The organism is Enterobacter sp. JUb54 (genome assembly GCF_014298075.1).
Taxonomy (GTDB): domain Bacteria; phylum Pseudomonadota; class Gammaproteobacteria; order Enterobacterales; family Enterobacteriaceae; genus Klebsiella; species Klebsiella lignicola.
This window is the reverse complement of the sequence record NZ_CP060418.1, coordinates 862,542-881,496: the sequence shown is the minus strand read 5'-3', so window position 1 is coordinate 881,496 and position 18,955 is coordinate 862,542. Positions and strand designations below refer to the sequence as shown.

The 18,955-nt window shown below is 53.3% G+C and carries 22 protein-coding genes and 1 other annotated feature; of the genes, 9 read left to right on the top strand and 13 right to left on the bottom strand.

Annotated features, from left to right (window positions below):
* Positions 1–159: 159 nt before the first annotated feature.
* The 3 genes from HF679_RS03945 to HF679_RS03935 are packed head-to-tail and all read left to right on the top strand — an operon-like array spanning position 160 to position 2,728.
* Positions 160–1,074, top strand: coding sequence for a LysR family transcriptional regulator (locus tag HF679_RS03945; protein WP_123754719.1), 915 nt, complete (start codon positions 160–162; stop codon positions 1,072–1,074).
* A gap of 50 nt (positions 1,075–1,124) precedes the next feature.
* Positions 1,125–2,378, top strand: a complete 1,254-nt coding sequence (locus tag HF679_RS03940) for a D-amino acid dehydrogenase (protein WP_123754720.1) — start codon at positions 1,125–1,127, stop codon at positions 2,376–2,378.
* Positions 2,375–2,728, top strand: coding sequence for a RidA family protein (locus HF679_RS03935; protein WP_123754721.1), 354 nt, complete (start codon positions 2,375–2,377; stop codon positions 2,726–2,728). Before HF679_RS03940 ends, HF679_RS03935 begins: the two co-directional genes overlap by 4 nt.
* A 62-nt stretch (positions 2,729–2,790) precedes the next feature.
* On the opposite strand, the gene ihfA is transcribed toward HF679_RS03935, so the two are convergent.
* From ihfA to HF679_RS03885, 10 genes are all read right to left on the bottom strand, one after another.
* Positions 2,791–3,090, bottom strand: coding sequence for an integration host factor subunit alpha (ihfA, locus tag HF679_RS03930; RefSeq protein WP_004851790.1), 300 nt, complete (start codon positions 3,088–3,090; stop codon positions 2,791–2,793).
* A gap of 4 nt (positions 3,091–3,094) precedes the next feature.
* On the bottom strand, positions 3,095–5,482 hold the full coding sequence (gene pheT / locus HF679_RS03925; protein WP_154145088.1) for a phenylalanine--tRNA ligase subunit beta: 2,388 nt from the start codon (positions 5,480–5,482) through the stop codon (positions 3,095–3,097).
* A 15-nt stretch (positions 5,483–5,497) separates the two neighbouring features.
* Positions 5,498–6,481 carry a phenylalanine--tRNA ligase subunit alpha gene (gene pheS, locus HF679_RS03920; RefSeq protein ID WP_032687130.1) on the bottom strand — a complete coding sequence of 328 codons (984 nt, stop codon included), beginning with the start codon at positions 6,479–6,481 and terminating at the stop codon, positions 5,498–5,500.
* A 168-nt stretch (positions 6,482–6,649) separates the two neighbouring features.
* Positions 6,650–6,775, bottom strand: a sequence feature (Phe leader region).
* A complete protein-coding gene (gene pheM / locus HF679_RS03915) occupies positions 6,726–6,770 on the bottom strand; it encodes a pheST operon leader peptide PheM (protein WP_001386830.1) in 45 nt (14 codons plus the stop codon). (Overlaps the previous feature by 45 nt.)
* Before the next feature lie 145 nt (positions 6,776–6,920).
* On the bottom strand, positions 6,921–7,277 hold the full coding sequence (rplT, locus tag HF679_RS03910) for a 50S ribosomal protein L20 (RefSeq protein ID WP_004102963.1): 357 nt from the start codon (positions 7,275–7,277) through the stop codon (positions 6,921–6,923).
* Positions 7,278–7,327: 50 nt separating this feature from the next.
* Positions 7,328–7,525: a 50S ribosomal protein L35 gene (gene rpmI / locus HF679_RS03905; RefSeq protein WP_001124225.1), complete on the bottom strand. Its 198-nt coding sequence runs from the start codon at positions 7,523–7,525 to the stop codon at positions 7,328–7,330.
* A gap of 97 nt (positions 7,526–7,622) precedes the next feature.
* Positions 7,623–8,165, bottom strand: a complete 543-nt coding sequence (gene infC / locus HF679_RS03900; protein ID WP_123754723.1) for a translation initiation factor IF-3 — start codon at positions 8,163–8,165, stop codon at positions 7,623–7,625.
* Between the two features lie 3 nt (positions 8,166–8,168).
* On the bottom strand, positions 8,169–10,097 hold the full coding sequence (gene thrS, locus HF679_RS03895; RefSeq protein WP_123754724.1) for a threonine--tRNA ligase: 1,929 nt from the start codon (positions 10,095–10,097) through the stop codon (positions 8,169–8,171).
* 438 nt (positions 10,098–10,535) lie between these two features.
* On the bottom strand, positions 10,536–10,769 hold the full coding sequence (locus tag HF679_RS03890) for a hypothetical protein (protein ID WP_123754725.1): 234 nt from the start codon (positions 10,767–10,769) through the stop codon (positions 10,536–10,538).
* A 282-nt stretch (positions 10,770–11,051) separates the two neighbouring features.
* A complete protein-coding gene (locus HF679_RS03885; RefSeq protein ID WP_123754726.1) occupies positions 11,052–11,810 on the bottom strand; it encodes a YdiY family protein in 759 nt (252 codons plus the stop codon).
* 422 nt (positions 11,811–12,232) lie between these two features.
* Between HF679_RS03885 and pfkB the strand changes: the two genes are divergently transcribed.
* The 3 genes from pfkB to HF679_RS03870 all read left to right on the top strand — a co-directional run bounded on the left by pfkB (position 12,233) and on the right by HF679_RS03870 (position 14,517).
* Entirely contained in the window at positions 12,233–13,165 is a 933-nt protein-coding gene (gene pfkB / locus HF679_RS03880; RefSeq protein ID WP_123754727.1) for a 6-phosphofructokinase II, read from the top strand.
* Positions 13,166–13,254: 89 nt separating this feature from the next.
* Entirely contained in the window at positions 13,255–13,539 is a 285-nt protein-coding gene (gene ghoS / locus HF679_RS03875) for a type V toxin-antitoxin system endoribonuclease antitoxin GhoS (RefSeq protein WP_123754728.1), read from the top strand.
* Between the two features lie 105 nt (positions 13,540–13,644).
* Positions 13,645–14,517 (top strand): fructosamine kinase family protein, encoded by an 873-nt coding sequence (locus tag HF679_RS03870; protein WP_123754729.1) that lies wholly within the window; start codon positions 13,645–13,647, stop codon positions 14,515–14,517.
* Positions 14,518–14,549: 32 nt separating this feature from the next.
* On the opposite strand, the gene tonB is transcribed toward HF679_RS03870, so the two are convergent.
* Entirely contained in the window at positions 14,550–15,293 is a 744-nt protein-coding gene (gene tonB, locus HF679_RS03865; protein ID WP_123754730.1) for a TonB system transport protein TonB, read from the bottom strand.
* A 211-nt stretch (positions 15,294–15,504) separates the two neighbouring features.
* On the opposite strand from tonB, the gene HF679_RS03860 reads away from it, so the two are divergent.
* On the top strand, positions 15,505–15,801 hold the full coding sequence (locus tag HF679_RS03860; protein ID WP_123754731.1) for a YciI family protein: 297 nt from the start codon (positions 15,505–15,507) through the stop codon (positions 15,799–15,801).
* A gap of 65 nt (positions 15,802–15,866) precedes the next feature.
* Here the strand turns inward: HF679_RS03860 and HF679_RS03855 are convergent, their stop codons facing one another.
* Positions 15,867–16,040 carry a YciY family protein gene (locus HF679_RS03855; protein ID WP_123754732.1) on the bottom strand — a complete coding sequence of 58 codons (174 nt, stop codon included), beginning with the start codon at positions 16,038–16,040 and terminating at the stop codon, positions 15,867–15,869.
* Positions 16,041–16,184: 144 nt separating this feature from the next.
* On the opposite strand from HF679_RS03855, the gene cls reads away from it, so the two are divergent.
* Together cls and HF679_RS03845 are read left to right on the top strand one after the other, a co-directional pair.
* Positions 16,185–17,645, top strand: a complete 1,461-nt coding sequence (gene cls / locus HF679_RS03850) for a cardiolipin synthase (RefSeq protein ID WP_187042628.1) — start codon at positions 16,185–16,187, stop codon at positions 17,643–17,645.
* Positions 17,646–17,679: 34 nt separating this feature from the next.
* Positions 17,680–18,009 (top strand): HI1450 family dsDNA-mimic protein, encoded by a 330-nt coding sequence (locus tag HF679_RS03845; protein ID WP_123754734.1) that lies wholly within the window; start codon positions 17,680–17,682, stop codon positions 18,007–18,009.
* Between the two features lie 77 nt (positions 18,010–18,086).
* Here HF679_RS03845 and HF679_RS03840 read toward each other — a convergent pair whose 3' ends face one another.
* Entirely contained in the window at positions 18,087–18,923 is an 837-nt protein-coding gene (locus tag HF679_RS03840; RefSeq protein ID WP_123754735.1) for an ion transporter, read from the bottom strand.
* Between the last annotated feature and the right edge of the window lie 32 nt (positions 18,924–18,955).

Below are 18,955 nucleotides of genomic sequence, written 5' to 3'. Positions count from 1 at the left end.
TTTACAGATCATGTTCTGAGAATCGGATTATCCGCCTGACGGCGGCGCAGCCAGCGCAATATGTGAACGGTGCGCTGAACGCGGATTAAATTTATGTTAACTTACTGTTATTGGAAAATGACTTTTTATCTGATCTCTATAACCCTGAGTTAACTCGTCATGAAACTGCGTCACCTGGAAATCTTCCACGCCGTGATGACCTGCGGCACACTTTCTCGCGCGGCGGAATCGCTGAATATCTCTCAACCTGCCGCCAGCAAAGCGCTGAAAAACGCCGAGCAGAAGCTCGGTTTTCAACTCTTCCAGCGAGTTCGCGGTAAGCTGCTGCCGAGCAGCGAAGCGCTGACGCTGTTCGAAAAAGCCCAGAATATCTACCAGGATCTGGATAACCTGCGGCTGCTGGCCGATAACCTTGCCCGCGACCCGAGAGCGAAAATCAGCCTTGGCTGCCTGCCGAGTCTCGGCCTGAGTCTGGTTCCGGAACTGGTTACCGATTTCTATCAGCAAAACAGCAATCTGGTGATGACCCTCAGTACCGAACATACTGAGACCCTGGTCAAAAAACTGGACCTGCGCGAGATCGATCTGGCCCTGACGTTACAGCCTGTTCAGCAAGGGGAGATCACATCCACCGTGATTGCCGAGGTTCCGCTGGTCTATATCGACCGGGATTTCCGTCAGGGTGCGGTGGCGATTGATGAGATTGACCAGCAGCGCTGGATCTCGCCCGGCCCTCATTCGCTCTCCGCCGCCATCGCCACCCGCCGTGATTTTTTAACCACCCGCCTGAACGTGCAAACCTATTACATGGCCACCGAGTTCGTGAAACGCGGAATGGGATGCAGCATTACCGATATTTTTTCCGCCCGGCATAACCTCGACCCGGCGCTGATTCACCCTATCGAGCCGCCGATGCTGCTCCCCCTGTGCCTGCTGCGACGGGCGGATGTTTCGCTCAGTCCCATTAGCCAGAAACTGGTCGATTTTCTCTGCAAGCAACTTCGCCACCAGCTGCAGGAGATTAACCTGGAGTTATACCCTGAAAATAAAAAGTCAATTGCGCCACACCGGTAAATGCTTTGACATAAAGCGCAGGTATTTATCAGTGGCGGATATATCAGGATATGAAAAAGCGCATTGTCATTATCGGCGGCGGAGTGATTGGGCTGGCAACGGCCTATGAGTTAATTAAAGGCGGCCACCAGGTTCAATTGCTGGAGCGTCAGGCACAACCCGGTATGGCGACCAGTTTCGCCAATGGCGGACAGCTTAGCTACCGTTATGTGGCACCGCTGGCCGACCGCGGCGTTCCCCTGCAGGGAATAAAGTGGATGGGGAAAAGCGACTCTCCGCTGAATATGCGTTTGAAAATGGCGCCGGATCAATGGCGCTGGCTGCTGCAGTTTCTCCTCGCCTGTAACAGCCAGACCAATAAGGTCAACGGCGACCATATTCTGCGTCTGTCATTATTGAGCCGTCAGGTGATGCAGGAATGGCTGAATGAGGATAATCTGAGCGACTTTCACTGGCGACGTTCCGGGAAATTAATTGTTCATCGCCGGGCATATGATTTCAATAAAGCCGCAAAAGGTATCAACCCGCAATATCAGCAGGCGCTGAATGCCGATGAGTGTATTCAGCTTGAGCCGGCATTGAAATACATTCACTCCGCGCTGCAAGGCGGTATTTATTCCCCTGGCGATGAAACCGCCGACTGCCAAAAATTCTGTCAGGCGCTGCTTCGCAAGCTGAACGCCAGCCCCAGCTTTACGCTGACCAGCCATTGCGAAGTGCAGCAGTTGAATAAACAAGCCGGCCGCATTCACTCCGTCGACACCAGCCAGGGAATCATCGTCGGCGATGAGTACATCGTGGCGGCGGGTAACGGCAGCGCGCCCTTACTGGCAACGACCGGGGTGCGCGTGCCGCTGTGTGCGCTAAAAGGCTACAGTCTGACCCTGCCCTTCCCGACAGCGCCCGGTATCGCCCCGGACCTCAGCGTCACCGACTACGGCCATAAGGTGGTCTACGCCCGCCTGGGCGACCGCCTGCGCATTGCGGCGATGGTCGACATCGGCTACGACGGCGATGAACTGCGCCCGGAGCGGATCCAGGCGCTCAAAAAGATCGTCGCCCGTAGTTTTCCGGAGTTACAGGGTATTGAGGATGCTGAAGCCTGGTGCGGCATGCGCCCTTCAACACCGGCCGGGCCGCCGCTGCTTGGCCGTGCCGGCTATCAGAATCTGTGGATGAACCTCGGTCAGGGGAGCCTTGGCTTCACCCTGGCTGCCGGCAGCGCGGTAGTCCTTGCCGCCCTGCTCAATGATGATAACCCTGCAATTTCTTTAGCAGGCCTGACATGGGAACACGCCGTATGACCATCCAACGTAACCACCCGCAACCCCGTCTTTCCGCCAGCGTCGGGTATGGCGATCTGATTTTTTTATCCGGGCAAACCCCGATTAGCAGCGACCAGGATATCCGGCTGCAGACCCGGGAGGTGTTAGCGAAAGTTGATGCATTGCTGGCAGAGGCCGGGAGCGATAATCGCCACCTGCTTTCCGCGCAGGTGTGGCTAAAGAATATGGCGCAAGATTTTGCCGGATTTAATGAGGAGTGGGTTGCGTGGTTGCCGGAAGGTCACAGCCCGGCACGAGCGGCGGTGCAGGCCGAGATGGCGCGCCCGGACATTCTGGTCGAAGTGATGATAACGGCCGTAAAGTCTTAACGTTCAATACAAAAAATGCCAAAGAAAAAGGCCGCAGAAGCGGCCTTTTTAGTTAGTTCAGATTATTTTTCTCTGGGCGAAGCGTTTTCGACACGGCTTTTCAGTTTCTGACCGGGTCTGAAGGTCACCACACGCCGGGCTGTAATGGGAATATCTTCCCCCGTTTTCGGGTTACGACCCGGGCGTTGGTTTTTATCCCGCAAATCGAAGTTGCCGAACCCGGAGAGTTTAACCTGTTCTCCGTTTTCCAAAGCACGACGAACCTCTTCGAAAAACAACTCTACCAGTTCTTTGGCATCCCGCTTGCTAAGCCCAAGCTTATCAAACAGATATTCTGACATTTCAGCTTTTGTAAGCGCCATAGGTTCAATCCCTCAATGATGCCTGGAATCGCTCTTTTAATGCCTCTACACATTTGGCGACGGTAGCGGCAATCTCCTCTTCTTCGAGTGTACGGCTGGTATCCTGAAGGATTAGGCTAATCGCAAGGCTTTTACTGCCTTCCGCCACACCTTTACCGCGGTACACGTCAAATAAGTTTACGCCAACTACCTGATTTACGCCAACTTTCTTACACTCGGTCAAAACATCAGCTGCAGGTACGTTTTCAGCGACTACAACAGCGATATCGCGGCGGTTCGCCGGGAAACGCGAAACCTCGCGCGCCTGAGGCACCACGCGGTCTGCGAGCTTGTTCCACTCCAGTTCGAAGGCTAAAGTGCGGCCGTTCAAATCCAGTTTACGTTCCAGCTCCGGGTGAACAACCCCAATGAAACCAATACGTTCACCTTTCAGATAAATCGCTGCTGACTGGCCCGGATGCAGGGCGCTGTGCGTTTCTGCACGGAACTCGATGTCGGCTAATTTACCGGTCAGGTCCAGAACGGATTCCAGATCGCCTTTTAAATCATAGAAATCGACGGTCTCTTTTGCCAGATTCCAGTGCTCATCATTGCGGTTACCGCAGATAACACCGCCCAGCATCACGTCCTGGCGAATCCCCAGCGGCGCCTGAGTATCAGGTACGAAGCGTAAACCGCTCTCAAAGATACGCACACGGCTTTGCTGACGGTTCTGGTTATACACAACCGTACCCAGCAAGCCGGTCAGCAGCGACAGGCGCATGGCCGACATTTCGCTGGAGATCGGGCTCGGCAGAATCAGCGCTTCTTCACCCGCGTGAACCAGTTGCTGTACTTTCGGATCAACGAAGCTGTAGGTGATCACTTCCTGATAGCCTTTGTCGTTGAGCATCGTTTTTACACGTTTCAGCGACAGATTGGCTTCACGGTGGGTGCCCATAATCAGCCCCGCCTGCACCGGCCGATCGGGAATATTGTTATAGCCGTAAACGCGGGCGACTTCTTCCACCAGATCTTCTTCGATTTCCATATCGAAACGCCAGCTCGGTGCCACCGCCTGCCATTCGCCATTACCTACCGTCACTTCGCAGCCCAGACGGGTAAGGATGTCGCTGACCTGCGCATCATCAATATGATGGCCAATCAGACGATCGAGCTTGCTACGGCGCAACGTGATGGTTGCAGCTTTCGGCAAGGTCGCTTCGTTGCTCACGTCGATGACCGGGCCGGCTTCGCCGCCGCAGATATCGATCAGCAGACGGGTTGCACGTTCCATCGCTTTGTATTGCAGCGCGGAATCAACGCCACGCTCATAGCGATGAGAGGCATCGGTGTGCAGGCCGTGACGACGTGCGCGACCAGTGATTGACAGCGGGCTGAAGAAAGCACATTCCAGCAGCACGTTCTGGGTTTCATCATTGACGCCAGAGTGTTCGCCGCCAAAGATGCCGCCCATTGCCAGCGCTTTGTGATGGTCGGCAATCACCAGGGTGTCGGTATCGAGTTTGGCTTCACTGCCATCCAGCAGAACCAGCTTCTCGCCCTCTTTCGCCATACGCACGACGATGCCGCCGTCAATACGGTCGCAGTCGAACGCGTGCATCGGCTGACCCAGCTCAAGCAGCACATAGTTGGTCACGTCAACGACCGCATCGATCGAACGAATGCCGCAGCGACGCAGCTTCTCTTTCATCCACAGCGGCGTCGGCGCTTTGACGTTGATGCCTTTGACCACTCGGCCCAGATAGCGCGGACAGGCGTCCGGCGCTTCAACGCTGATAGGCAGCGTATCGGCAATGGTCGCCGCGACCGGTGCGATCTCCGGCGCATTCAGCGGAGATTTGTTCAGCACCGCCACATCACGGGCCACGCCGATGATACCTAAGCAGTCAGCGCGGTTCGGGGTGACGCTGATTTCGATGGTGTTATCGTCCAGCTTCAGGTATTCACGGATATCGGTGCCAATCGGCGCATCCGCCGGCAGTTCGATAATACCGCTATGATCGTCGGAAACTCCGAGTTCGGAGAACGAGCACAGCATCCCTTCAGACGGCTCGCCACGCAGTTTAGCCGCTTTAATTTTGAAGTCGCCCGGCAGTACGGCACCGATCGTCGCGACCGCAACTTTCAGACCCTGACGGCAGTTTGGCGCGCCGCAGACGATGTCCAGCAGACGTTCGCCACCGACGTTGACTTTGGTCACCCGCAGTTTGTCAGCGTTCGGGTGCTGGCCGCACTCAACCACTTCGCCAACCACGACGCCATTAAACGCACCCGCCACCGGCTCAACACCGTCAACTTCCAGGCCAGCCATGGTGATCTGGTTCGCCAGCGCTTCGCTGTCGATCGCCGGGTTCACCCACTCGCGTAACCACAGTTCACTGAATTTCATTATTCTGTCCTGCCCTTATTTAAACTGTTTGAGGAAACGCAAATCGTTTTCGAAGAACGCACGTAAATCGGTCACGCCGTAGCGCAGCATCGTCAGACGCTCCATCCCCATCCCGAAGGCGAAGCCGGAATAGACTTCCGGGTCAATGCCGACATTACGCAGGACGTTCGGGTGCACCATGCCGCAGCCAAGCACTTCCAGCCACTTACCGTTTTTACCCATCACGTCAACTTCCGCGGACGGTTCGGTGAACGGGAAGTAGGACGGACGGAAACGAATCTGCAGATCTTCTTCAAAGAAGTTATTCAGGAAGTCGTGCAGCGTCCCTTTCAGGTTGGTGAAGTTGATGTTGGTGTCAACAATCAGGCCTTCCATCTGGTGGAACATTGGGGTGTGGGTCTGGTCGTAGTCGTTACGATAGACGCGGCCCGGGGCAATGATACGGATCGGCGGCTGCTGGTTTTCCATGGTGCGGATCTGCACGCCAGAGGTCTGGGTACGCAGCAGACGCGTGGCATCAAACCAGAAGGTGTCGTGATCGGCACGAGCCGGGTGGTGACCCGGAATATTCAGCGCATCAAAGTTGTGGTAATCATCTTCGATTTCCGGACCGGTCGCCACGGTAAAGCCCAGCTCACCGAAGAAGTTCTCGATACGGTCGATGGTGCGGGTTACCGGATGCAGGCCACCGTTTTCAATACGGCGCCCCGGTAAAGAGACGTCGATGGTCTCAGCGGCGAGGCGGGCGTTCAACGCGGCGCCTTCCAGGTCAGCTTTACGCGCGTTAAGCGCCTGCTGAACCTGCTCTTTCGCTTCGTTGATGACCGCGCCAGCAGCCGGACGCTCTTCTGGCGGCAGCTCACGCAGGGTGGTCATCTGAAGGGTCAGATGCCCTTTCTTACCCAGGTATTCCACGCGGACGTTGTCCAGCGCGGCAACATCTGATGCCTCATTAATGGCTGCCTTCGCACTGGCAACCAGCTCTGCGAGATGTGACATGGTTTTCCTCATTATGTCGGTGCAGACACCGGTTATGGTCATTATGTTGTTCTGACTATTTCGAGTTACAGGCAGCGCCGCGCATCACGTGGCAAAAAGGTCTCTGTCGTCGCGGGCGCAAACTGACTAACGCCCCTGCAGCTTGAAATAGCATGAACGGGTTCATATACGAAAAAAGCCTCCACAGTGGGAGGCTTTCTGGCGCTGTTTTCCGTTTCATCTTTCACGCGCTAGCCTCCTGGATTCAGGTGCTAAAGTAAAAAAAGAAGCGGAAAATAGCAGCATTCATGCTTGCATTACCTTGTCAGGAACTAAACGTAAGAGCTGTATTGAAAAGCTTACAGCAATAAAAGTCAATCTTCTGATAGGGTTATGCCCGAAATAATTCTAAGACGGGCATAAACAAAAAGAGGGAGACAAGCTCCCTCTTTCAACTGGCTTATGCCAGAGCTGCTTTCGCTTTTTCGACCAGCGCGGTGAACGCTAATTTGTCGAATACGGCGATGTCAGCCAGGATCTTACGGTCGATTTCAACAGAGGCTTTTTTCAGGCCGTTGATGAATTTGCTGTAAGAAATACCGTTCTGACGTGCTGCTGCGTTGATACGCGCAATCCACAGTTGACGGAACTGACGCTTTTTCTGACGACGGTCACGATAAGCGTACTGACCAGCTTTGATAACAGCCTGGAAGGCAACGCGGTATACGCGAGAACGCGCACCGTAGTAGCCTTTAGCTTGTTTCAAAATTTTCTTGTGACGTGCACGGGCAACTACACCACGTTTTACGCGAGCCATATGTGCTCTCCTGTATCTATTCTAATTAAAAAGTTAAAAGGGTTAACGACTTATGCGTACGGCAGGCACGCGATTACCAGGCCCAGATCGCCTTTGGAAACCATGGCTTTCGGACGCAGGTGACGTTTACGCTTGGTAGCTTTTTTGGTCAGAATGTGACGCAGGTTAGCGTGCTTGTGCTTAAAACCACCTTTACCGGTTTTTTTGAAGCGCTTAGCAGCACCGCGTACGGTCTTAATTTTTGGCATTTTAATAACTTCCACTTCGCATTGTTAATAAACGAAACGTAGGCGAGCAACAACTGCGGAACCTAAAAGGCTCCACAGACATTGCTACTTGAAGGCCTTACTGTTTCTTCTTAGGAGCGAGCACCATGATCATCTGGCGGCCTTCGATCTTCGTTGGGAAGGATTCGACTACTGCCAGTTCACTCAGATCGTCACGGACGCGCGTAAGCACTTCCATACCGATCTGTTGGTGGGCCATCTCACGACCGCGGAAACGCAGCGTGATCTTGGCCTTATCGCCATCTTCCAGAAAGCGAATCAGGCTGCGGAGTTTTACCTGATAGTCGCCATCATCGGTACCAGGTCGGAATTTGATTTCCTTAACCTGGATAACTTTTTGCTTCTTCTTCTGTTCCTTAGAAGACTTACTCTTTTCATAAAGGAACTTGCCGTAGTCCATAATACGACAAACTGGCGGTTCGGCGTTAGGGCTGATTTCAACTAAATCTACTCCGGCCTCTTCAGCCTTTTCGATAGCTTCTCTCAGACTCACAATACCCAGCTGCTCACCTTCCAGACCTGTTAAGCGAACTTCCAGGGCGCGAATCTCGCCATTGATACGATTCGGACGTGCCGTTTGAACTCGTTTTCCGCCTTTAATACCTTATTCCTCCAGTTGTTGAAGACTGCGGCTGCGAATCTCTTGTTGCAGCTTTTCGATCACTTCGTTTACGTCCATGCTGCCGAGGTCTTTACCACGACGGGTACGCACCGCAACTTTGCCGGCTTCGACTTCTTTGTCGCCACAGACCAGCATATACGGGACACGACGTAAAGTGTGCTCGCGGATTTTAAAGCCAATCTTCTCATTTCTCAAGTCCGCTTTTACCCGAATACCCGCATTTTGTAGTTTACGGGTCAATTCGTTAACGTATTCAGACTGAGAATCAGTAATATTCATCACTACAACCTGCACCGGCGCAAGCCAGGTTGGGAAGAAGCCGGCGAACTCTTCGGTCAGGATGCCGATGAAGCGCTCCAGTGAACCAAGAATGGCACGGTGAATCATTACCGGGACCTGACGCTCGTTGCTTTCGCCAACATAAGAGGCGCTTAAACGCTGCGGCAGGGAGAAGTCCAGCTGTACAGTACCGCACTGCCATGCACGATCGAGGCAGTCATACAATGTAAATTCAATTTTCGGACCGTAGAACGCGCCTTCACCCAGTTGATATTCAAACGGGATATTGTTTTCTTCCAGCGCGACTGCCAGATCCGCCTCAGCACGATCCCAGGTCTCGTCACTACCGATACGTTTTTCCGGACGAGTTGAGAGTTTGACGACGATTTTCTCGAAGCCAAAAGTGCTGTACATATCGTAGACCATACGAATACAAGCGTTTACTTCATCACGTACCTGATCTTCAGTACAGAAGATGTGTGCATCATCCTGTGTGAAGCCACGTACGCGCATCAGGCCATGCAGTGCACCCGACGGCTCGTTTCGATGGCAGCTACCGAACTCTGCCATACGCAACGGCAGATCGCGGTACGATTTCAGACCCTGGTTAAAGATCTGGACGTGACCCGGGCAGTTCATCGGCTTGATGCAGTATTCACGGTTCTCGGAAGAGGTAGTGAACATCGCATCTTTGTAGTTGTCCCAGTGCCCGGTTTTTTCCCACAGCACGCGGTCCATCATGAACGGGCCTTTCACTTCCTGATACTGGTACTCTTTCAGTTTAGAACGAACGAAAGTTTCCAGTTCGCGGAAGATAGTCCAGCCGTCATTATGCCAGAACACCATTCCCGGAGCTTCTTCCTGCATATGATACAGGTCGAGCTGCTTACCGATCTTGCGGTGGTCACGCTTAGATGCTTCTTCCAGACGCAGCAGATGCGCGTTAAGCGCTTTTTTATCGGCCCATGCGGTGCCGTAAATACGCTGCAGCATCTTGTTGTTGCTATCGCCACGCCAGTACGCGCCTGCGGTTTTCATCAGTTTGAAGTGATGGCAGAAACGCATGTTCGGTACGTGCGGTCCACGGCACATATCGACATATTCTTCGTGATGGTACAAGCCAGGCTTGTCATCATGGGCGATGTTTTCATCAAGAATTGAAACCTTATAGGTTTCGCCACGCTTGACGAAGGTTTCACGCGCTTCGTGCCAGCTGACTTTCTTCTTGATGACGTCGTAGTTCTTTTCGGCGAGCTCGTGCATACGTTTTTCGAGCGCGTCGATATCTTCCTGGGTCAGCGTATGGTCGAGGTCGACATCATAATAGAAGCCGTTGTCGATAACCGGGCCGATGGCCATTTTGGTATTGGGCCACAGTTGCTTAATGGCGTGACCTAACAGATGCGCGCAGGAGTGACGAATGATCTCCAGACCATCTTCATCTTTAGCGGTGATGATAGAGAGGGTTGCATCGTTTTCGATAGGGTCGCAGGCATCAACCAGCTCACCATTAACACGTCCGGCGATAGTCGCTTTCGCGAGGCCTGGACCGATATCCAGAGCAACATCCAGCGGGCTGACTGCGTGGTCAAAATGGCGTTGGCTGCCATCAGGAAGCGTAATTACAGGCATTTCATGTCCTTATTTGCAGTGGTGCCCCGCACGAAAGAGCACATACAAAACAATATAATCATAATTATCAACAAGTTGTAGCACAGCTCCCGCTTCACTCTGCGAAATATGAGGACGCCCGTTTACCGAACCGTTCCCACCTGTAGCCGCCTGCTGATAACACCGACCTTTAGTCTACACATCATTTCTGCGGGTTAAAAGTCTGAACAGGATAAATGGTTGCAATGATTGATAAAACAATGGGGGTGGATAAAAAGTTATGGGGTAATTCGTCAGGGGATAAACCATGAAACCACGCTGCCGTCATTAAAATAATCAGGCGTGGAATTCAGGAGAAAACATAAATAACTTTGAAGTAAAACTCGGGAAATAAACCGGTACATCTTTACCCGGCTTTATATTTCCTGAATTTAATATACGCGATGTACAGGCGAAATATCAGGACCACTCACCGGCAACAAGAGTATGCACATTAAAAGCATCATCCATAGTGTGACCGGTTGATTGTGAACCGGGAGCAATATTAGAACCCGCTTCGACATCCGTCGCTTTGGCAATGCCAATTTGTGTATGTTCGGTAGCGCCTGACGGTGGGACCTGATCGGCGGCGAATGCGCCAAACGACAGGGTGCACAGCACGGCAGCCGCCATTGCGATTTTGCTATTTTTCATGATGGTGGTTCTCTTATTTACTTAAGGTTTTTCGGCAAAGCGCTCGTCTCTGTCGATAAACCACAGTATAGATCCAGATCACAACTTTGTCCGAGCCAATATTTAGCTATTTGTGTCAAATTAACGTAAAACATGTCAGAAGGCGTGTCGAATTAAGCAATTGTGAAGGAAATATGGAGGCTATTTTCTTTTTATAAAAAACAAAACTGAAGACCAAAAATAATAATGTCACTTATTGCTAATTTCAAAACAATCAGGCCGGATTTACCGGCCTGAAATATATTACATTTTATAACCTAGCGACAGCGTGGTGCGACGATCGGTATGCTCTGGCGCCGATGCCGGCGGCTCGGAGTTCCAGGTCAGATTGTAGGCAACCCGCAGTGCGAAATGCGCATTGATTGCGACGTTTAATGCACTTTCCGAGTTCAGCGTCGTGTCCTGCGCGCCAAAGACCGATACACCCTGAGTGAACTTGGTGTTATCCGTCATCTGCCAGGCCCAGGTACCGGACGCATAGCCCAGCGGTTGGGTGTCGTTATCGCCGTCGGTATACTCGTCATAGCGTACGCCAGGACCGAATTCAAAACGCAGACTGTGGACCGGGCCGTTGAGGATCTGGCGACCGTAACCGGCGGTTAATACATCGCGCTGCTGATAACCGTTATAGCGGTCGGTCAACCAGCTGGCCTGGCCAAAGACATAGTTGCTGTCGGTCAGGTTGTAACGGCTACGGCCACCCACCGCATATTTCTCGGAAGAGCGCTGGTCGTTCGACGAGGTGTTGCTGGCATTACCCCACAGCGACCATGCCGTGGTGCTGCCGTACCAGGTGAGTGTTGAATCCGCAGTCATTGAAGAACTTTTCGTATTTCCGGACTGCGCCAGATAACCGGCGTTAACAGCACCTTCGAAAGGTTTTTTGGCAGTGGAAGGGTCATCCATAACAGTAAAAACGGAATCATCGGCCAGTGCGTGCATAGACGCAAAGAGCCCCCCCGCCAGCAATGCCGCTGCGGGTACTGTCATCAAAAGCTTCATTTAATTTAGAGTCCGTACAACAAAAAGAGAGACCCGTCGGGTCCCGGAAACTTTCGCAAGGATCGCTATACGCGTCATCCTTCAGGCTACTTCTTTGCTGGCGCCGCTAAGACTTCCTCTATCACAGCATGTGCTGTGCTCCCGGAGGTAAATCTTTCCTTGCCGCCTCGACGCATCTTGAATGATTTTTTGTATCTTGCAGGTCCAATGAAAGGCAAAGAATTATAAAAAAGCACGATTAACATAGCAATCAATTACTATTTCATTTTTTGAATAAGACGGCTCTCAGAACAATCTTTATTTCATAATGATAAAAATAAATAGCGCTTTACAAAACACCACCTGCCACCGCTTCCCCTTCCAGACAAGAAGTGCCATGCTTAAAAGCACAGCAGCTAAATTCGTATCATGGAGGAATCTGGATGACCAAAATCTATACGCTTACGCTGGCCCCTTCGCTCGACAGCGCCACGCTGACCCCGCAAATCTATCCTGAAGGTAAACTTCGTTGCAGCGCGCCGGTTTTCGAACCCGGCGGCGGCGGTATTAATGTCGCGCGCGCCATCACCTTCCTTGGCGGTACGGCGACGGCGATTTATCCGGCCGGCGGCGCCACCGGGGAGCACCTCACCGCCCTGCTGGAAAGCGAACATGTCCCGGTGGACACCATCGACGCTCAGGACTGGACACGGCAAAACCTGCATGTGCACGTCAGCACCAGCGGCGAACAGTACCGTTTTGTCATGCCAGGGGCCGCCTTAACGGCAGAGGAATTCCAGCGGCTGGAAGAAAAAGTGCTGGCTATCGAACCGGGTTCGTTGCTGGTCGTCAGCGGCAGCCTTCCGCCGGGCATTAGCGTGGATGACCTGACCCAACTGGTCAAAAACGCGCAGCAGCACGGACTACGCTGCATTATTGACAGCTCCGGCGACGCGCTGGCGGCGGCATTGACCGTCGGCAATATCGAGCTGGTCAAACCCAACCAAAAAGAGCTCAGTGCTCTGGTCCAACGCGATCTCAGCCAGCCGGATGATGTGCGCCAGGCGGCGGAAGAGTTAATCCATTCGGGTAAAGCACGCCGGGTGGTGGTTTCTCTCGGTCCCCAGGGGGCGCTGGGCGTTGATGCCAGCGGTAGTGTTCATGTCGTTCCACCGCCGATGAAAAGTCAAAGCACCGTCGGCGCCGGTGACAGCATGGTCGGCGCCATGACCCTGCGTCTGGCTGAAAATGCCAGTCTGGAAGACATGGTCCGCTTCGGCGTCTCCGCCGGTAGCGCCGCCACCATCAACCAGGGCACCCGGCTGTGCTCGCTGGAAAACACGCAAAAAATCTACCGCTACCTCTGCGGTCGCTAATTCCCCTTCCCTCTGCTCACGCAGAGGGAGTCGCCAAATCATCATCTTGGTCTATGCTAAAAATTTCATGGATTACAACAGGGTGAAAAATGAGCACAGAAATTGTTACTCACGTCGCAACGGTTAACTTTCAGGAAGAGACGCTAACCGAAATTAACGAACTCAGTAATCACCTCACCCGTGCAGGATTCACGCTCGTGCTCAATGATGAGAACGGCAAGGTTCATGAGCTGGGTACCAACACCTTCGGCATGATCTCAGCGCAGACGGCGGATGAAGTCAAAGCGTTGTGTGCCGGGCTGGCGGAAACCGCCCTCGGTCGTCCCGTTGACGTCACAGTCACCACATTTGATGCGTGGTTGAAAGCTCAATAAGTGCGATTAGCGCAGCGGAAAGCACCAGTTGTGCGTCAGTTCGAATTTTACACCGGGGTTATGAGCTAACCTTATGAAATGGTGGAAAACAAGGGGAGAGACAGCATGTGGCAAGCTATCAGTAATTTGTTAAGCGACTGGCACACTGAAGCAGCTGAAATCGAACTGCGCAATGAACTACCCGGTGGTGAGATTCATGCAGCCTGGCACCTGCGTTTCGGTGGGCGAGATTACTTTGTCAAATGTGATGAACGTGAGTTGCTGCCTATCTTTACCGCTGAAGCCGACCAGCTGGAGCTGTTGTCGCGCAGTCACACCGTTAGCGTCCCGCAGGTTTATGCCGTCGGCAGCGATCGCGATTACAGCTTTGTGGTGATGGAGTATCTGCCCCCTCGCCCGCTGGATGCGCACAACGCCTTTTTACTCGGGCAGCAAATTGCGCACCTGCATCAATGGAGCGATCAGCCGCAGTTCGGGCTGGATTTTGATAACGACCTTTCCACCACGCCGCAGCCCAACGCCTGGCAACGCCGCTGGTCGACGTTTTTTGCCGAACAGCGCATCGGCTGGCAACTGGAGCTGGCTGCCGAAAAAGGGCTCAACTTCGGCGACATCGATACGATTGTCGATCATGTGCAACAGCGCCTCAGCAATCACCAGCCTCAGCCGTCGCTGCTGCACGGCGATCTGTGGTCCGGTAACTGCGCGCTTGGGCCAAACGGCCCCTACATCTTCGACCCCGCCTGTTACTGGGGTGACAGAGAGTGCGACCTTGCCATGCTGCCGCTGCACCCGGAACAGCCGCCGCAAATCTACGACGGCTATCAGTCGGTTTCGCCGCTACCTTCCGGGTTCCTCGACCGCCAGCCGGTGTATCAGCTTTACACGCTGTTGAACCGGGCGATTTTGTTCGGCGGTCAGCACCTGGTGGTGGTGCAAAAAGCGCTGGATGACGTGCTACTGGAAAAGGCCCCATAGGGGCCTTATTACGGTTACTGATGACTGCGCGGTTAGCTGATTTCCACACCTTTCAGGCGGAATTTGATGGTCATCGTCACGCCGGAGCCCGGTTTGCCCGCCTCGTAGCGCCATTTACGCAACGCGTTTTTGACTTCACGTTCAAACATATTCGCCGGCTGTGCGGAGAGAATGACCACGTTATCAATCCGCCCGTCTGGCGTCACATCGAATTTAACGCGAACTGAACCTTCAATACGCAACGCCTGGGCACGTGCCGGGTATGCGGGTTGGTTGCGGCTCAATGCTCTCGGACCACTCGGCGTCGTCAGCGTTGGCTTCGCGTTCGCCGTGGCGGTGCTCGGCTGGGTACGCGCCGGTGCGGTATTCGTCGATTCAAACGGTGAGACCGCTTTCGGTTCCGCCGGCTTCACTTCGCGCTTCGGCTGCTCAACTTTTTTCTCTGGTTTTGGCTTCGGCTTCGGCTTTGGTTTTGGCTTCGGCTCGGGCTTATGGATAACCACCGGCGCTTCTTTCGGCGGCTCCGGCTCCGGCACCACTTCCGGTTCAGGCTCTGGCTCAACGACAGGTTCAGCCACCGGCTGCACTGCCTGAGGCGGTTCGAGATCCGCTGGCGCGACCATGGTTATCTCGATGGGCTGAGAGGGCGATGGCCTTTCAATAACCTGATGTACCGAGGTGTAAAGCAGCCCGGCTACAACGGCACCGTGGATAACCACGGACAGCAGCGTCGGCCACGGGAAGCGGCGAGGTAAATCAAGGGTCATTGCGCTCATAGTCGTTTCTGTTGAAAAATGATGGTCTGATTTTAAATGCAAATAGCAATCATATTCAATAAGCCGTGTTATCTGGCATCAATATTTGCCTCATTTTGTGGAAAAAAAACCTTGAGGCCAGACATTTTCGTGCTGACTCGCATCTTTGCATTGCAGTCAACGGTGGATTCACTTAACGTGATTCGCCAATTTATTGATAAGGAGCCTTGCCGTGCTTTACGTTATCTACGCTGAAGACATCGCCGATTCTCTGGAAAAACGCATGTCGGTTCGCCCTGCCCATCTGGCACGTTTACAATTATTACGTGATGAAGGTCGTCTGCTGACCGCCGGGCCAATGCCGGCAGTTGACAGTAATGAACCTGGCGCGGCTGGCTTTACCGGTTCAACGGTCATTGCAGAGTTTGAATCGCTGGAAGTGGCAAAAGCATGGGCAAATGATGACCCTTATAACGCCGCTGGGGTATATCAGAACGTGTCAGTAAAACCTTATAAGCAGGTTTTCTGAGACCGGTTGGGCGCTTAAAGAACAGAGGCACCGTAAACGGTGCCTTTCGTATCGGTATTCAGCTATCAGTAATCAGTGAAGACAAACAGCAGGGAGCCACGTTGTCGTTTCACCAACTCCTTTCTGATAGAAAGGATGCGCATGTTGCGGCGCGATTGGGCCTCCAGCCAGCGGGACTTACGGCGACTCACCTGTCTTAGCATACGCCAGCGCCCTACTTCCGTTCTACTACGCTTCATTGCTACTACTCTACAAGTGAAAAACAGTCCACATTATAAACCTATGAATCTGGCAGACCAACGCTTTCGCTGTGTTTTTATTTGCCAGATGCATGTTGATGCGTAAACTCATGACATAGAGTAATTCAAAAGGATTTTTCATCTATGACAACCTTTTACACGGTAGTGAACTGGCTGGTCATTCTTGGTTACTGGCTACTCATCGCCGGTGTAACGTTACGCATATTGATGAAACGGCGCGCCGTTCCCTCCGCAATGGCGTGGTTACTCATTATCTATATTCTGCCGCTGGTCGGGATTATCGCCTATCTCTCCTTCGGCGAACTGCATCTGGGCAAACGTCGGGCAGAGCGAGCCCGGGCAATGTGGCCCTCTACCGCCAAATGGCTTAACGACCTTAAAGCCTGCAAACATATCTTTGCCGATGATAACAGCCCGGTTGCGGAATCCTTGTTCCAGCTCTGCGAGCGCCGTCAAGGGATTGCCGGTGTTAAAGGTAACCAGCTCCAGCTGCTGACGGAGTCGGATGATGTCATGCAGGCGCTGATGCGCGATATTCAGCTGGCCCGGCACAACATTGAGATGGTGTTTTACATCTGGCAGCCTGGTGGCATGGCCGATAACGTTGCCGAATCGCTGATGGCCGCGGCACGACGCGGCGTTCATTGCCGCCTGATGCTGGATTCGGCCGGGAGCGTCGCCTTCTTCCGCAGCCCGTGGGCGGCGATGATGCGCAACTCCGGGATTGAAGTTGTCGAAGCGCTGAAGGTCAATCTGATGCGTGTGTTTCTGCGCCGCATGGACCTGCGCCAGCACCGCAAAATGGTCATGATTGATAACTATATTGCCTATACCGGCAGTATGAACATGGTCGATCCGCGTTTCTTTAAACAGGATTCCGGTGTAGGCCAGTGGATTGATTTGATGGCACGTATGGAAGGCCCGGTCGCCACCTCAATGGGCATCGTCTACTCCTGCGACTGGGAAATTGAGACCGGTAAGCGCATTCTTCCGCCGCCGCCGGACCTCAACATCATGCCTTTTGAAGAGGCCAGCGGCCATACCATCCACACTATCGCCTCGGGCCCGGGCTTCCCGGAAGACCTGATTCATCAGGCATTGCTGACCGCCGCCTATTCCGCCAAAGAACACCTGATCATGACCACGCCGTACTTCGTGCCCAGCGACGATCTGCTGCATGCGATCTGTACGGCAGCGCAGCGCGGGGTCGACGTCAGCATTATCCTGCCGCGGAAGAATGATTCGCTGCTGGTCGGCTGGGCCAGCCGGGCCTTCTTTACCGAGCTGCTGGCCGCCGGGGTAAAAATTTATCAGTTCGAAGGTGGCCTGCTGCATACTAAGAGTGTCCTGGTTGACGGCGAGCTTAGCCTGGTCGGCACGGTGAACCTCGATATGCGTAGCCTGTGGCTTAATTTCGAAATCACCCTGGTGATTGATGACGTCGGATTCGGCGGCGATCTGGCGGCCGTTCAGGATGATTATATTTCCCGCTCGCGCCTGCTGGATGCGAAGCTGTGGTTAAAACGTCCGCTGTGGCAACGGATCGCTGAGCGACTGTTTTACTTCTTCAGTCCGTTGCTGTAAAACGTGCCAATCAGATGTTTAACGGGTAGCAATCATGGATATGGATTTAAACAATCGCCTGACCGAAGACGAAACGCTTGAACAAGCGTATGACATCTTCCTGGAGCTGGCTGTCGACAACCTCGATCCGGCGGATGTCATTCTGTTCAACCTGCAGTTTGAAGAGCGCGGCGGCGCCGAGCTGTTTGACCCTGCGGCGGACTGGGAAGAGCATGTCGATTACGACCTGAACCCGGACTTCTTCGCCGAAGTGGTGATTGGCCTTGCCGATACCGATGGTGGCGAAATTAATGATATCTTCGCGCGCATTCTGCTGTGCCGTGAAAAAGATCATAAGCTGTGCCATATCCTGTGGCGTGAATAAGCGCCCCGCTCGCCGCACCAGCTAAAAAAATGGCAGCCGCTCATCAGAGTGGCTGCCATTTTATTTTCACTCTCCCGTCACTCCGGCAGTTCACTCCCGCAGGCATTGCAATAACGTGCATTTTTATCATGCGCCGTGTGCTGACAGCTGGGGCACGTCCGACGAGCGCGACGCTCCTGCAACGAGCTGGTCATATGGGTGGTAATCAGCCCTGTCGGGATCGCAATAATCGAGTAGCCGATTAAGATTAGGATCGACGCCAGCACCCTTCCCATTGGGGTATGCGGGGTGATATCCCCATAGCCGACCGTTGTGATGGTGACGATTGCCCAGTACACCGACGCATTTAAGGTGGTGAAACCATATTCCGGGCCTTCAATCAGGTACATCAGCGATCCGAAAATCACCATCACGATCGCAATAAATGAATAGAACAGGATTAACTGATGGCGGGCGCTGACAACGGCCACCCAGAAAATATTCAGTGACGGCATAAACCGCAGCAGTTTGAGAATACGCAAACAGCGGATCGCCCGCATCGCTCGCCAGGCAAAAACATAATTAAGGCTCATTTCCGGCCACATCCACATAACATAGAGCGGCAGGATCGTGGCGAGATCGATGACGCCCCAAAAGCTAAAGATATAGCTCAGCGGTTTCGGCCAGGTGGCAATACGCAGGATATATTCCAGGGTAAAAACGACGGTAACAAAAATCTCGAGCCAGACAAAAATATGCCATTCATCAAAGGTCAGATGATATTGCGTGCCAAGACCAGACTCGATAAATATCACCAGCACGCTGAGCAGCGCAAACATGCCGCACAGGGCTTCAAAGCGGCGCCCGGAGCGTCGGGATTGATCGAAGAGTAAATGATACAGCCGCTGGCGGGCGGAATAAGCATGGACGGCCACGTTAACCTCTCAAAAAATAAGGGGCTGACCTA

Excerpts from the sequence above, each read along its gene's own strand:
- HF679_RS03945 (WP_123754719.1), top strand. The coding sequence starts at position 160 with ATGAAACTGCGTCACCTGGAAATCTTCCACGCCGTGATGACCTGCGGC.
- HF679_RS03940 (WP_123754720.1), top strand. The coding sequence starts at position 1,125 with ATGAAAAAGCGCATTGTCATTATCGGCGGCGGAGTGATTGGGCTGGCA.
- HF679_RS03935 (WP_123754721.1), top strand. The coding sequence starts at position 2,375 with ATGACCATCCAACGTAACCACCCGCAACCCCGTCTTTCCGCCAGCGTC.
- ihfA (WP_004851790.1), bottom strand. The coding sequence starts at position 3,090 with ATGGCGCTTACAAAAGCTGAAATGTCAGAATATCTGTTTGATAAGCTT.
- pheT (WP_154145088.1), bottom strand. The coding sequence starts at position 5,482 with ATGAAATTCAGTGAACTGTGGTTACGCGAGTGGGTGAACCCGGCGATC.
- pheS (WP_032687130.1), bottom strand. The coding sequence starts at position 6,481 with ATGTCACATCTCGCAGAGCTGGTTGCCAGTGCGAAGGCAGCCATTAAT.
- rplT (WP_004102963.1), bottom strand. The coding sequence starts at position 7,277 with ATGGCTCGCGTAAAACGTGGTGTAGTTGCCCGTGCACGTCACAAGAAA.
- rpmI (WP_001124225.1), bottom strand. The coding sequence starts at position 7,525 with ATGCCAAAAATTAAGACCGTACGCGGTGCTGCTAAGCGCTTCAAAAAA.
- thrS (WP_123754724.1), bottom strand. The coding sequence starts at position 10,097 with ATGCCTGTAATTACGCTTCCTGATGGCAGCCAACGCCATTTTGACCAC.
- HF679_RS03890 (WP_123754725.1), bottom strand. The coding sequence starts at position 10,769 with ATGAAAAATAGCAAAATCGCAATGGCGGCTGCCGTGCTGTGCACCCTG.
- HF679_RS03885 (WP_123754726.1), bottom strand. The coding sequence starts at position 11,810 with ATGAAGCTTTTGATGACAGTACCCGCAGCGGCATTGCTGGCGGGGGGG.
- pfkB (WP_123754727.1), top strand. The coding sequence starts at position 12,233 with ATGACCAAAATCTATACGCTTACGCTGGCCCCTTCGCTCGACAGCGCC.
- ghoS (WP_123754728.1), top strand. The coding sequence starts at position 13,255 with ATGAGCACAGAAATTGTTACTCACGTCGCAACGGTTAACTTTCAGGAA.
- HF679_RS03870 (WP_123754729.1), top strand. The coding sequence starts at position 13,645 with ATGTGGCAAGCTATCAGTAATTTGTTAAGCGACTGGCACACTGAAGCA.
- tonB (WP_123754730.1), bottom strand. The coding sequence starts at position 15,293 with ATGAGCGCAATGACCCTTGATTTACCTCGCCGCTTCCCGTGGCCGACG.
- HF679_RS03855 (WP_123754732.1), bottom strand. The coding sequence starts at position 16,040 with ATGAAGCGTAGTAGAACGGAAGTAGGGCGCTGGCGTATGCTAAGACAG.
- cls (WP_187042628.1), top strand. The coding sequence starts at position 16,185 with ATGACAACCTTTTACACGGTAGTGAACTGGCTGGTCATTCTTGGTTAC.
- HF679_RS03845 (WP_123754734.1), top strand. The coding sequence starts at position 17,680 with ATGGATATGGATTTAAACAATCGCCTGACCGAAGACGAAACGCTTGAA.